The sequence below is a fragment of the Vibrio sp. Y176 genome, from assembly GCF_033438945.1.
Genome location: NZ_JAWOQS010000005.1, coordinates 294,567 through 307,748, shown reverse-complemented (window position 1 = coordinate 307,748; position 13,182 = coordinate 294,567). Strand labels below are relative to the sequence as shown.

The following is a 13,182-nucleotide window of genomic DNA, read 5'->3' as shown; positions in this document are numbered from 1 at the left end:
AGCATGGTCTCAAGTGAAACAAAAAGAGCCGACTGGGTCGGCTCTTATTAAGTATTAGTGGAAGAAGTCGACTTGCTCTTTCAAGTTTCGTGCTTGTTGTTGAAGTTCAATGGCACTTTGTGAGGTTTTTGCGCTCGTGTTGCGGCTTTCTCGGTTAAGTTCACTGATAGAATGGGCATTTGCTGCAATTTCTTGTGAAACTTGAGCTTGTTCTTCTGAAGTCGCTGCAATGGCGTCGGCTTGAGAGGCTATCGACTGCACTTGTACTGCTATGGCTTCTAATGCTGTGCCCGCGTCTTGTGCTTTGTCCAAGACCTGGTTTGCACTGCGTTGGCTGTCTGTCATCATATTAACTGCATTATGAGTCGACCCTTTTAGTTTCTCGATAATTTCCACGACATCTTGAACTGAGCTTTGGGTTCGGTGCGCAAGTGTGCGCACTTCATCTGCTACAACAGCGAAGCCACGGCCTTGCTCACCTGCTCGTGCTGCTTCAATGGCGGCATTCAAGGCAAGTAAATTGGTTTGCTCAGCAATTTCATCAATCATTTTAGTGACGGTTTGAATACTCTCGCTATCGCGATTTACTTGCTCGATAGCCGTTGCTGATTGATCCAATTGATCGTTAAGTTGAGCAACGTCGATACATACGCCTTCAACAATCGCGAGACCAGACTGGCTATCGGTATTTGCTGAGCGTACGTTTTCCGCAATGCTTTCGACTTGTTGTGCGACAGATTGAGCGGAAGAGGCCATTTCTTCAATCGCTGTCACAACTTGCTCGACTTCTTGTTGTTGTCGGTCGGCTTGGGTCAAATTGCTATGTGCATCGTTGGCAACGCTGGTGGAGTTGCTCTCCACTAAGTCGCTTGTTGAACGGATCTTACCAACGAGTTCATTGAGCTGACTTGCCATACTGGCGACACCCGAGCTCAGGTTCGTAATTTCATTCTTTGATGCTTTACGAGACGCTGGAATGTTCAAGCTGACTTCGCCGCCCGCTAAGCGAGTCATGTATGAGTTGAGAGTTGTGAGAGGTTGTAAGCTGCGATTCAAGAAAAGTGTCAGTACAACAAAAGTAATGATTGCCGCTACCGAAGAAATGATGGCAATGAGTGTGAGAAGCGTGTCGCTACCTTTTGTTACTTCTTTGATAAACGTACCACCTAGCAGTTTCCAGTTCCAACCTGGAACCTCTGTGTAGACAAGATACTTTTCGCCTACGTTACCTTGGTACTCGAAAGGGTAGCGAATTAATCCACTAGATTGTTCGAAAATCTGACCAAAAGGCTTGTGACCATTGTAGTCGGCGACTTCTAGTATTGACGAATCTGAGCCGCTTTTTGCTGGATGAAGTAGGTATTTACCAAGATTGTTGTCGTCGTTATCAACGATAATGGTGTAACCAGTGTCGCCCCATTTTATCTCTTCGAGTGCATCGAACAAGGTTTGTGTCGCTTGGTCTACTGGTAAGCCAATAAACGATAGGCCTGCTACCTTTCCTGTCGCATCTTTGATTGGGGCATAGTAGGTAATGTAGCGCTCGCCATACAATTTAATTTGAGCGTAATACGGTTGTCCTGCTTTAAGTTGCTGATAACCAGGATGGTTGATGCCTAGCGTGGTTCCGACCGCTCGCTGACCTTGTGGATCTTTTAGGGAGGTGGACACCCGAATAAAGTCGTCACCCAATGGTGCGAATAGCGTTGCTATAGCGCCGGTATCACGTGTGAAACTGTCGACCAACTTGGTGTCATTAATTAAGCTTTCACTGTATTGAGTGATGTTTGGTACTTCATGTCCCATGAAGTCAACCGTGTAATTTTCGACATAGACACCGGCAAGGTAGCCATTGCGAAAAGTAGATTCGAGGACTTTAGCGGTGTGCAGGTAAGCATCGAATTGGCCAGCAATGGTTTTTGCCATTGATTCTACTTTAGATTGGTGTTCTTTCAGTGTGCTTTCCAATAGAACATCGGAAGCGTTGCGGTAAACAAGCGCTGCAATACTGCTGAAAGCAATGAATAGACACAAAGTGATCACCAGTTTCAACTGGAATCCGACACTTTGATTTCGGTATCTCTCTAACATAGACTAATTCCTGATATTTTTATTATTTATGAGTTTTGTATCGGTATGCTATCGGTTTATATGATCAATTTTTTTGATATTTATTAATGAAACCGTCAAAAGTGACCAGTAACCAATAAGTTAGTAAAGATAGGACCATCTAAGCAGAGTTTTTATTACAAAAAAAGCCGGGTATCCCCGGCCTTTATATGGTGATTCTTACTGCGCTGAAATGACAGTGACAAGTTCATGTGTCTCACCTGGTTGGAGGGTTTGACCTTGCTCAATACTTGGTGCATGAACAGCAGACTCCACACACAACATGGTTTGATAACCATCGTCAGCCATGTCACCCATGCTTTGCGCACCTTCTGCCCAAGGGTTCCATAATACTGCTGAGTTGTGGCCTTGGTTGTGTACGCTTAGCGTACGATCCAATACCGGGTCTTTTACCAAAATTTTCGCTTCTGGTTGCGTGTAAACGCGATCAATGGTGTCAGTTAGTTGTAGAACATTACCACCTTGGCATACCGCATCAGCTTTCAAGCTATCAATGTACTCGGCACCCATGCCTGTCGTTTGTGCTTGCTTAATGTCTCCAACGTTTAGGTAAGTATGTAATGCGCCAGAGAAGGTCCAAGCCTCGTCATCAATGTTCATGACTTTGAGCGTCACTTTTAGCTCATCGCCCACTTCAATCACCAAACGAGCGTCAAACATATGGGGCCAAATATCGTGGATTTCTTCTGTCGGGAACAGAGCAAGTTCAACAATCACACCGTTATGGTTCTCACGATGTTCAACCAACTCCCATTCTGCGGTGCGGGCAAAGCCGTGAGCTGGAGCAGCAATACGCCCAAACCAAGGCCAACAAACCGGAATGCCACCGCGAAGAGCAGCTTTACCATCGAAGACAGCTTTTTCGCTCATCCAGATCAGATCTTCTTGACCTTTAGGCGTGAACGACACGACATGACCACCGTGTAGCGAGATGCCTGCCGTTGCTTTGTCATGAATCACGCGGACGATTTTTATCTGATCAACTTCAACGATAGTGACGTTATCAGATAGCACCGTTAGGGCTGGGAGAGTTTTTAAATCCATGTGTAGTTTCCTATCGCTGGGGGAGAGCTTTTAGACGCGCTTCGCACATTAAATGCAACATCGAGCCTGCATTCTCTCAAATTCCAGATACAAAAAAGGCGACTCTAGAGCCGCCTTTTCTTTAACGAAGTTATTCGCTAATTGCTAACTTTCTAATTACTTAGAGATGTGAGCGATTAGGTCTAGAACTTTGTTTGAGTAACCGATTTCGTTGTCGTACCAAGATACAACTTTAACGAATTTGTCAGTTAGCGCGATACCAGCTTTAGCATCGAATACTGAAGTGCAAACTTCGCCGATGAAGTCTTGAGATACAACTGCATCTTCAGTGTAGCCTAGAACGCCTTTTAGTTCGCCTTCAGAAGCTTCTTTCATCGCTTTACAGATGTCTTCGTAAGAAGCACCGTTAACTAGGTTAACAGTTAGGTCAACTACAGAAACGTTAGCAGTTGGTACGCGGAAAGCCATACCAGTTAGTTTGCCGTTTACTTCTGGAAGTACAACGCCTACAGCTTTAGCAGCACCAGTTGAAGATGGGATGATGTTTTGAGAAGCACCACGACCACCGCGCCAGTCTTTAGCAGAAGGACCATCTACAGTTTTTTGAGTTGCTGTAGTTGCGTGAACTGTAGTCATAAGACCAGATTCGATACCGAACTTGTCGTTAAGAACTTTAGCGATAGGCGCTAGACAGTTAGTAGTACAAGAAGCGTTAGAAACGATGTCTTGACCAGCGTAAGTGTCGAAGTTTACGCCGTTAACGAACATTGGAGTAGCGTCTTTAGAAGGACCAGTTAGTACAACTTTTTTCGCGCCAGCAGTGATGTGCTTACGTGCAGTCTCGTCAGTTAGGAAAAGACCAGTTGCTTCAGCTACAACGTCAACACCGATTTCGTCCCATTTTAGGTCTTCAGGGTTGCGCTCTGCAGTAACACGTACAGTTTTACCGTTAACGATTAGGTTACCGCCTTCAACTTCAACAGTACCGTTGAAACGGCCGTGAGTTGAGTCATACTTAAGCATGTATGCCATGTAATCTACATCGATAAGGTCGTTAATACCTACTACTTCGATGTCGTTGCGCTCTTGCGCTGCACGGAATACGAAACGACCGATACGGCCAAAACCGTTAATACCTACTTTGATAGTCATTATAGTTGCTCCACAACTTAATTTCTGATTAAAGATAACTGGTAGTAAAATTACAGAATCCAGTAAACATCTGCAAGTGATAATCGGACTTAACTTGTTTAAAGTCAAAAAAAAGCGACGCTTTTTTTAACAATTCTTTGCAAATGTACGTTTTTTAAACTTTTAACTGATTCTTCTGCAGCCCAGTTGGCGTAATATAACTGGTGAGATAAGTGCTCTTATCAAATTAATTACGCATGGTGTCCTGGTGAGAAAGTATGTGCTACAACTGTTAAGAGAAGCAAGTTTTTTGCTAAAAAAGTCAATACCAAGAACAGTAAATAAGGAGCCGAAAGTCGTGGAACAAAGCGGGAAAAAAGTGACGAAGTCAGATGAACAGTGGCGTGAGCAACTGTCTGATGAAGAGTTCCGTGTTTGCCGAGAGCAAGGTACAGAGCCTCCTTTCAGCGGTAAGCTACTGCATAATAAGGAAACTGGTGTTTATGCTTGTACTTGTTGTAATGCCCCTCTCTTTGTCTCTGATAACAAGTATGACTCTGGCTGCGGATGGCCAAGTTTTGATGCGCCTATCAACGATCAAGCGGTGCGCTATTTAGAAGATCTAAGTCACGGAATGGTACGTACAGAGATTCGTTGTGCAACGTGTGATAGCCATCTAGGGCACGTTTTTGAAGATGGCCCACAGACCACAGGAGAGCGTTTTTGTGTTAATTCTGTGTCGTTAATTTTCAACAAATCAGAATAATAACGACAAAATTGTGCTCGAGATTGTTTTATCCTTTCAGGATGATTCAAGCTCAACAGTGATCTGAGTGTCGCTCGACTTAAATAAAAACTCCCGCTCATTGCGGGAGTTTTTCGTTTATATCTCAGTGGGTATCATTGTTGGGGAATAGATACCTTTCTCTATGGCTTTCGCCACCGATTCGGCTAATTCATCCAACTGCTTATATCGCTCTGGATGACTGAAATTGAACATACGTTGGAGCTGCTTTTCATCAGCAAGCGGTACGTCGAATCTCTTCGCGACCATTGCCCATAGATACGCTTGCTCTTTGTCTCCAAGCCCTTGATGAATACTTGCCATTGACTTGAGAATGACCGGATTGATGTTGTCTTCATCAGATAAAGACAACGCGTTATTAAGAAGCTCCAGGGTTTTCTTGGTATCTCGGTTGGTATAAAAAGTGGCTAATGCATATTGCATCTCAGCATTATTTAATTGGGGAGACCCTTCCATTTGTAAAAATGCGCGCCGAGCTTGAGTATCTCCCGTTTGAGACCATAAGAAATACAAAGTAGCCGGGTCTTCTGAGCCTTTTAACTCGTTTACGATGCGCTCTAGCTCATCAATACTGTGTACCAATGCATTAAAGCGTTGTCTTTTGAGAGCACTTTGATCAATAGGGGTGATCTGGGAGGCGAGTTCTAAGCATTTCCTATATTCAGCGACCAGACCGTATTCGATGATTTGGTTGGCCTCTGATGGGTTTTTCAATTGCTCAAACCGATGCCAAACCAAATTTGTTCTTGGAATTCGACATTGGCCGTCATCCATATTGAGCTGCTCGCAACGTAGCTCTGGTGTTTTTTGGCACAACTCTTCGGTTGTCACGTTACCTTCAAAACAGCCCGATAGCGCAAAACATGCGAGGCTGAGAAGTAACCAGTTTGTTCTTTTCATGGCTTTGCTTGTGATCCGTTACACCAATTCATTTTCGTATTCTTGACTCAATTTCTTAACCCGTTATGTTCTGTAAATAGAATGTAATAAGAAGGTACACTATGGACGCAGAACAACTATTACAAGCGATGACTCCAGAAGTTTATGATCGCTTAGTGTATGCAGTAGAAACGGGAAGATGGCCTGAGGGTACAACACTTTCTAAAGAGCAGCGAGATTCGTGTATGCAAGCTGTGATGTTGTATCAATCAAAACATAATACTGATGCGCAGCATATGACGGTTGCAGCCGGTGGTGAAATCAGTTTTAAATCAAAACAAGAGCTTAAAAAACAATTCAGCGGAGAAGAGAGCGATATTGTTCGTGTCAATCCGAACATTGATTAATCCTTACGCCTTATTTCTTAAAATTTTATTATTTTGATTTTGAAAGAAAAAAGCCCAAATTGTATTGGGCTTTTTAGATCGCAGAAAGCTTGAACTTACAGGCTCATTTCACCACGCAGTACTTGTTGCATTCTCTCTTTTACTTCTTCGTAAGAAAGGTTTTGGCTTAGAAGGTAGTGTAGTTTTGCTAGCGCCGCTTCGGGCGTCATGTCAAAGCCACTGATAACACCAGAGTCTGCGAGCGCACAACCTGTGGCATATCCGCCCATATTCACTTTACCTGCCAAACACTGAGTCAGGTTGACGACAATAACGCCGCGCTCAGAGGCTTCTTTCAGGTGACCAAGCAGCTCAGGGTTCTGAGGAGCATTACCGACACCAAAAGTCAGAAGAATCATCGCATTCACGGGCTGACGAAGCGTGTTGCGGATAACTTCGTGTGAAATACCAGGGTACATGGTGATCACACCGATTGGTTGTGGCGTGATGTTGTGAACCTTAAACTCGCCTTCTGGTTGTGCACCAACGGTTACGCTGTTGCTAACTTGAATATTGATCCCAGCTTCCAATAGTGGAGGAAGGTTTGGTGAAGTAAAGGCATTAAAACCGTCTGCATGAGATTTTGTGCTGCGGTTACCACGCATCAATTGATTATTGAAGAACAAAGTTACTTCGTTGATCGGGTAGTTTGCCGCAATATGTAGCGCGTTTAATAGGTTTGCTTGGCCGTCAGAACGCAGCTCTGCGAGAGGGATTTGTGAACCCGTTACAATCACTGGCTTACCAAGGTTTTCAAGCATGAAAGACAATGCGGACGCTGTGTACGCCATGGTGTCAGTACCATGTAGGATAACGAAACCATCGTATTTGTCATAGTTGTCACGAATATCATTCGCAATCTGCTGCCAGTCAGCAGGTGTCATATCTGATGAGTCAATCAGAGGGTCGTATTCGTGGATGGTGTAATCCGGCATTTCAGGACGATGGAATTCTGGCATGCTTGCTAATTGCTTTTCCATAAAGCCAGCAACAGGCACATAGCCGTGGTCGGATTTTTGCATTCCGATGGTACCACCGGTGTAAGCGATGTAGATGTGTTTTCTAGTCATCGTTTTTTCTTTCGTGTAGGGGAACAGAGGCGGGGATTATATACCTAAATAACCTTGAGATGCGAGGCTATACGCACAGCATCAGAAAGTCATCTGAGGAGATGCAAAGCCTAATAAAAAGGGCACTTCAAGTAGAAGTGCCCTTTGTAATATTGATGGAAAAACTACTGCACTTGGCAGTTCAAACAAAATGCGTATTGACCTTTAGGATCGTTGAAGCTTTGGAGCAAGCTTGCGTCTTGTTCGAATTGTTGAGCTACGGGTTGAAGACTTTTTGGTAGCAAGCTTGTTGCATCAATACCTAGAGAGACTTTCACCTGTTTCATAAACTCTTGCAGAAATAGTTCAGTAGGTGAAAGAGGCTCTTCTACCCAGTAAATGCCGTAATCGGTCACGTTCGCTAGTTTCGCCGCTAGCTCTACAGCATCATCAAAGTCACCCATTTGATCGACAAGACCAAAGGATAGTGCATCTTGGCCAGTCCAAACTCGACCTTGAGCAACTTTGTCAACTTCCTCTAGAGACATATCGCGATTCTCGCCAACTAGAGAAATAAAGCGCTTGTAACCGTGTTCGATACCTAATTGGAACACTTGAGACGCGCCCTCAGAAAGGCCAGTGGTAATACCGTCACCTGAGAACGGCGATGTGCCAACGCCATCAGTATTAATACCTAACTTGCTAAAGCCTTTTTCAAACGTGGTGATGACACTAAATATACCAATGGAGCCCGTCAGGGTTGTTGGCTGAGCAACGATTTTGTCTGCGCTCATTGAAATCCAATAACCACCAGAAGCGGCCAAACTCGACATGGATACAACAACCGGCTTACCTGCTTGCTTCAGAGCTTCTACTTCGTTACGAATCACTTCTGAAGCAAAGGCACTGCCTCCTGGACTATCTACTCGTAACACGACCGCTTTCACTTTTTCATCATTGCGTGCTTGACGCAGCAAGCTTGCGACCGTGTCACCACCAACAGTTCCGCGAGGTTGTTGACCGTCCATAATCGCGCCACTGGCTAGAACAACGGCGATGTCGTGCTGAGGTAGTGTGTAATCGGGACGAATCGTTGCAAGGTAGTCGTAGTAACCAATCGCGTTGTAGCTGTCTTTGCCGTCACTACCAAACTGCTTTGCAAATAGAGTGCGAATGTCTTGGCGTGTCGCAAGTTCATCCACTAGCCCCAGTTTGACTGCGAGCTGAGCAATATCGCCATTTACAGACTTCATCTCGTTAATCAGTTCATCCATGGTTGGATTAAGCACTTTCGCATCAATGTTTCGGTTTGTTGTTACGTCATCAACAAAAGCACTCCACAATTGAGTAACCCAGCGTGTTGCTGACTCTTTCGCCGCATCGGACATGTCATCACGAATAAACGGTTCGATAGCGGATTTATAAGTACCTACGCGAAAAACATGAGTAGAAACGTCAAGCTTTTCAAGTAACGTTTTGTAGTACATTGAGTAAGCGCTGTAACCTTTAATCAATACACCACCATCAGGTGCCAGATAAACTTTGTCAGCGTAACTTGCCAAGTAATATTGGCTTTGGTTGTAGAAATCACCTACGGCGTAAACGGGTTTGCCTGACGCTTTAAATTCGTTCAACGCTTTCGCGATGTAACGTAGTTTCGTGAGATTTGTTTCTGGCATGTCTCGCAGTGCTAGCACTAATCCAGACACTTTAGGATCGTCTTTCGCGTAGCGAATAGTATCAACGATATCGAAAAGGACGTTTTCTTTCGGTAGCTCATTACCCAAAAGGGAACCAGCAAAAGAGTCCATTGGGTTTACATAACGTCTTTGTTCGACAATTGGGCCTGAAAGGTTCATCACCAATGCCGATTCTTTTTCGACGACAGGTTGACCGTCTCCGGTATAAGTAAAGGCAAAGTAGAAAACGGCAATCATCAGCAAGAAAATTAGGTTTGCCAGTGCGAGTCTGATGAAAGTGATACTTTTCCATATCCCTTTAAATATCAAACCAATAAATTTGAAGAGTTTTTTCATCTTGTCTCCATAACGAGATAGTTACGCCGAGTCTAACAAAGTATGGGTTCTTATCTCTAAGATCTCAAAAGATAACATTTTTTTAGCTTATCACGACCACTCTACAATTGGCATATTTTCACACGAGATTGATCGGTGTTACAAAAATGTAAACGCTTGTTTGATTTTTTGGTTGAGCAGGCTTAATCTGGTCAGACCATGATAATAACAATGGATGTTAAGTGATGTCTGCCATGTACCCAAACCTATTAAAGCCACTGGACCTCGGTTTCACACAATTACGAAACCGAGTTCTGATGGGATCAATGCACACGGGCTTAGAAGAGCACAAAGAAGGATTACAGAAGCTCGCTGCTTTTTATGAAGAACGCGCGAAAGGCGGTGTCGGACTGATTGTAACCGGAGGTTTTTCTCCTAACTTACGTGGTCGTTTACACCCGTTGAGTGCTGAATTCAGCAAGCCAAAACATGCTAAAGCCCATAAAGTTGTGACAGAAGCGGTGCACAAGCACGGTGGTAAAATTGCGTTGCAAATTCTCCATGCTGGGCGTTATGCAATGCATCCATTCTCGCAAAGTGCATCTGGCATTAAAGCGCCGATTGCAAAGTTTGCTCCGAGTGAAATGAGCGACCGCCAGATAAAGAAAACCATCGACGCGTTTGCTAATAGTGCGGAGTTAGCACAGCTTGCTGGTTATGATGGCGTCGAGTTAATGGGCTCGGAAGGTTACTTGATAAACCAATTCTTATGTAAACGTACTAATATGCGTTACGACGAATGGGGTGGCAGCTATAAAAAACGTATGCGCTTTCCGCTAGAAATTGTTAAAGCGGTACGCAAGGCGGTGGGTGACAAGTTCATCATCATCTTCCGTCTTTCTATGCTGGATCTTGTCGAGCAGGGCAGCACTTTTGAAGACGTTATCGAATTGGCGAAAGCACTTGAAGAGGCTGGCGTCACGATTATTAATACGGGTATCGGTTGGCATGAGGCTCGAATTCCGACCATTGCGACTCAAGTACCACGTGGTGCGTTTACATGGGTTACGGAAAAAGTTAAACCTCACGTTTCGGTTCCTATTATCACTTGCAACCGTATAAATACGCCAGATGAAGCAGAACGTATTTTATCTTCAGGTCATGCCGACATGGTTTCGATGGCGCGCCCATTCTTGGCCGATCCTTACTTTGTTGCTAAAGCCGAACAGGAAAAAGCGCAGCTTATTAATACGTGTATTGGTTGTAATCAGGCGTGTCTAGATAACGTGTTTAAAGGTAAGCGCGCCAGTTGCTTAGTGAACCCTCTAGCGTGCTATGAAACCGAAATTGTTGTTGAACCAGCCTTTAAAAAGAAAAACATTGCAGTTGTTGGTGCTGGACCTGCGGGCTTGGCTTGTGCGACCACACTGGCTGAACGTGGCCATAAGGTTGATTTGTTCGAAAAGAACGACCGCATCGGTGGTCAGTTCCGTCTTGCGATGCAGATCCCTGGTAAGGAAGAGTTTCGAGAGACGATACGATATTTCGCTAACCGTATTGATGAAACAGGCGTGAATCTGCACTTATCGACGGAAGCGAACTATGACTTACTCACAGAATATGATGAGATAGTGATGGCATCGGGTGTTGAGCCACGTAAAGTCAATATTGATGGAATTGATAACCCAGAGAAAGTCGTCGACTATCAAACTCTCATTCGAGACAAAACGCCAGTCGGTGAGAAAGTGGCTATCGTAGGTGCTGGTGGCATTGGCGTAGATGTCGCGACCATGCTCACAGAGCCAGTTGGACAAACGTTGGATGACTGGTTGCATGAATGGGGAATCGACAAGGAGATGTCTCAGCCGGGCGGTTTATACCCTTACCCTGATGCGGTCAGCGATAAAGAAGTCTGGGTACTTCAGCGTCGTAAAGGTCGTGTAGGTAAAGGTCCGGGTAAAACGACAGGTTGGATCCATAAACGTACCCTTGAAAAACGGGGCGTACATTTAGTCGGTGGCGTGTCTTACGATAAAATTGATGATCAAGGTTTGCACATTCATGTAGACGGAAGCGCGCAGGTACTTAATGCAGACAAAGTGATCATTTGTGCTGGACAAGAGTCTGTACGTCCGTTTGAAGATAAATGGTCTGAACTTGGAGAGAAGATTCATATCATTGGCGGAGCTGACCATGCGGGTGAACTTGATGCTGTGCGTGCGATTCGTCAAGGTGTTAAATTGGCGGTAAAACTCTAGCCTTTTAATGTGTATTTACCATAAAAGCTGCGCTTTGAGCGCAGCTTTTTTGTATAGAACTAGTCACTGATATCTGGCAGTTGTTTGGCCATTACCACGCCAGCAAAAGTAATAAAAGAGAACACTAACACCACAGCTGAAAGGCTCAAGAAGTTCGACATAACACCAAGAGAGCTCATTAGAAGCAGCATTATCCCAACCACTGTGTTACTCACGGCTACATAGCTCGTCCGTTTGTCACCTTCTGCGATATCAACTAAATAGGTTTTTCGTCCGACTCGTATTCCGTCGTGGGCAATACAAACACAAAAGTAAAGCAGAGGAATCACGAATAGGCCGCTTTGGCTAGCGGTGACCCATGTATCGTAAACAAATAACACAACACCAAGTAGCGCGCTCATCATTGCGCCTATGACCATCACACTGCGGCTAGAGCGATCGGACATTCTTCCCCAGAAAGGACCTGACACAAAGGAGGCCAAGCCACTCGCAAACATAAAGAGAGCTAGCACCCAGAGCTGTCCCCCCAGAGATTGCTGTGCCAGCACAACGTAGTACGGAGCACTCAGCGCAGAACATAAAAATAGTGTCCGCGTGATAACGAATCGACGAAAGGTCACGTCTGTCTTAAGTAACGCGAGTTGTTTAAATGCTTCGAGGACGCCATTTCGACCACCGTCTACCTCACCGGCATACTCATTAATTCGCGCATAGACGAATGCCGCGATGAGCCATATGACGCCCGCTAAGCCTAAACTCAGACCGTAAAAGCGCTCTGTCGGCTCTACGTCCCATAACCAGGCTAGTGCCAGAAGGCTAGCGAAAAGCAGCGTAACCAGGCCAGCAGCGCTTGAAGACCAGCCGTTGACTTGACCTCGTTGGTTTTTAGGGATGGTTTTGCCCAATACATCTTTTGATGCGACGGAATTTAAACCGCGTGAGAGGCTGAAGATCACAAGACATGCAATTACACCATAACCCGCAGCTGCTCCTGTTAGAGTTAATGCGACCAATCCGATTGCAAATATGGAAAGAGCCTGCAAGATGCTGCCAATTACCCAGACCCATTTTCTTACTGGAATGCGTCGGATGTAGTGCGCGATGCTAAGTTGTGGGATAAGGGATCCTGACTCACGAATAGGAACCAGCCAACCAATTAAGTAAACCGGAGCCCCGAGACTTTGTAGTATCCACGGCAACGTGACTTTAGGATTGATTAACGCATCGCCGACTTTCGTTAAAAACTGAGCGAGAATGATTTTAAGAAAGTTGCCGGGAACTTGATGACAAGCTGATTCAGGAATCGCCTTACAGGCACGGGCATCTTCGTCATTAACGATCTTTTCGTAAATGCTGTTTTGTTTGTCCTTGTTCATCAACCTGCCTATGTTCAACTTATTCATTTCGCGAATAAATTAACATTAA

At 44.8% G+C, this 13,182-nt stretch carries 10 protein-coding genes; 3 read left to right on the top strand and 7 right to left on the bottom strand.

Annotated elements, in window-relative coordinates:
• Positions 1–54 precede the first annotated feature (54 nt).
• The 3 genes from R7O13_RS15000 to gap all read right to left on the bottom strand — a co-directional run bounded on the left by R7O13_RS15000 (position 55) and on the right by gap (position 4,326).
• Entirely contained in the window at positions 55–2,091 is a 2,037-nt protein-coding gene (locus R7O13_RS15000; protein ID WP_086046942.1) for a methyl-accepting chemotaxis protein, read from the bottom strand.
• Positions 2,092–2,289: 198 nt separating this feature from the next.
• A complete protein-coding gene (locus R7O13_RS14995; RefSeq protein WP_017820788.1) occupies positions 2,290–3,174 on the bottom strand; it encodes a D-hexose-6-phosphate mutarotase in 885 nt (294 codons plus the stop codon).
• 156 nt (positions 3,175–3,330) lie between these two features.
• The gene (gene gap, locus R7O13_RS14990) at positions 3,331–4,326 is read right to left on the bottom strand and encodes a type I glyceraldehyde-3-phosphate dehydrogenase (RefSeq protein ID WP_005380697.1); all 996 of its coding nucleotides are present in this window, start codon (positions 4,324–4,326) and stop codon (positions 3,331–3,333) included.
• A gap of 337 nt (positions 4,327–4,663) precedes the next feature.
• Here gap and msrB point away from each other — a divergent pair, with 337 nt between their 5' ends.
• Positions 4,664–5,071 (top strand): peptide-methionine (R)-S-oxide reductase MsrB, encoded by a 408-nt coding sequence (msrB, locus tag R7O13_RS14985; protein ID WP_005380698.1) that lies wholly within the window; start codon positions 4,664–4,666, stop codon positions 5,069–5,071.
• Positions 5,072–5,188: 117 nt separating this feature from the next.
• On the opposite strand, the gene R7O13_RS14980 is transcribed toward msrB, so the two are convergent.
• Entirely contained in the window at positions 5,189–6,010 is an 822-nt protein-coding gene (locus tag R7O13_RS14980; RefSeq protein ID WP_053306675.1) for a DUF2989 domain-containing protein, read from the bottom strand.
• Between the two features lie 101 nt (positions 6,011–6,111).
• On the opposite strand from R7O13_RS14980, the gene R7O13_RS14975 reads away from it, so the two are divergent.
• Positions 6,112–6,396: a YeaC family protein gene (locus tag R7O13_RS14975; RefSeq protein ID WP_005380700.1), complete on the top strand. Its 285-nt coding sequence runs from the start codon at positions 6,112–6,114 to the stop codon at positions 6,394–6,396.
• A 95-nt stretch (positions 6,397–6,491) separates the two neighbouring features.
• Here R7O13_RS14975 and ansA read toward each other — a convergent pair whose 3' ends face one another.
• Positions 6,492–7,505: an asparaginase gene (gene ansA / locus R7O13_RS14970; protein ID WP_017635822.1), complete on the bottom strand. Its 1,014-nt coding sequence runs from the start codon at positions 7,503–7,505 to the stop codon at positions 6,492–6,494.
• A gap of 164 nt (positions 7,506–7,669) precedes the next feature.
• Positions 7,670–9,520, bottom strand: coding sequence for a signal peptide peptidase SppA (gene sppA, locus R7O13_RS14965; RefSeq protein WP_005380705.1), 1,851 nt, complete (start codon positions 9,518–9,520; stop codon positions 7,670–7,672).
• 224 nt (positions 9,521–9,744) lie between these two features.
• Here sppA and R7O13_RS14960 point away from each other — a divergent pair, with 224 nt between their 5' ends.
• Positions 9,745–11,757: an NADPH-dependent 2,4-dienoyl-CoA reductase gene (locus tag R7O13_RS14960; protein ID WP_005380708.1), complete on the top strand. Its 2,013-nt coding sequence runs from the start codon at positions 9,745–9,747 to the stop codon at positions 11,755–11,757.
• 59 nt (positions 11,758–11,816) lie between these two features.
• On the opposite strand, the gene R7O13_RS14955 is transcribed toward R7O13_RS14960, so the two are convergent.
• Entirely contained in the window at positions 11,817–13,133 is a 1,317-nt protein-coding gene (locus tag R7O13_RS14955; protein WP_005380709.1) for an MFS transporter, read from the bottom strand.
• Between the last annotated feature and the right edge of the window lie 49 nt (positions 13,134–13,182).

Excerpts from the sequence above, each read along its gene's own strand:
- R7O13_RS15000 (WP_086046942.1), bottom strand. The coding sequence starts at position 2,091 with ATGTTAGAGAGATACCGAAATCAAAGTGTCGGATTCCAGTTGAAACTG.
- R7O13_RS14995 (WP_017820788.1), bottom strand. The coding sequence starts at position 3,174 with ATGGATTTAAAAACTCTCCCAGCCCTAACGGTGCTATCTGATAACGTC.
- gap (WP_005380697.1), bottom strand. The coding sequence starts at position 4,326 with ATGACTATCAAAGTAGGTATTAACGGTTTTGGCCGTATCGGTCGTTTC.
- R7O13_RS14980 (WP_053306675.1), bottom strand. The coding sequence starts at position 6,010 with ATGAAAAGAACAAACTGGTTACTTCTCAGCCTCGCATGTTTTGCGCTA.
- R7O13_RS14975 (WP_005380700.1), top strand. The coding sequence starts at position 6,112 with ATGGACGCAGAACAACTATTACAAGCGATGACTCCAGAAGTTTATGAT.
- ansA (WP_017635822.1), bottom strand. The coding sequence starts at position 7,505 with ATGACTAGAAAACACATCTACATCGCTTACACCGGTGGTACCATCGGA.
- sppA (WP_005380705.1), bottom strand. The coding sequence starts at position 9,520 with ATGAAAAAACTCTTCAAATTTATTGGTTTGATATTTAAAGGGATATGG.
- R7O13_RS14960 (WP_005380708.1), top strand. The coding sequence starts at position 9,745 with ATGTCTGCCATGTACCCAAACCTATTAAAGCCACTGGACCTCGGTTTC.
- R7O13_RS14955 (WP_005380709.1), bottom strand. The coding sequence starts at position 13,133 with ATGAACAAGGACAAACAAAACAGCATTTACGAAAAGATCGTTAATGAC.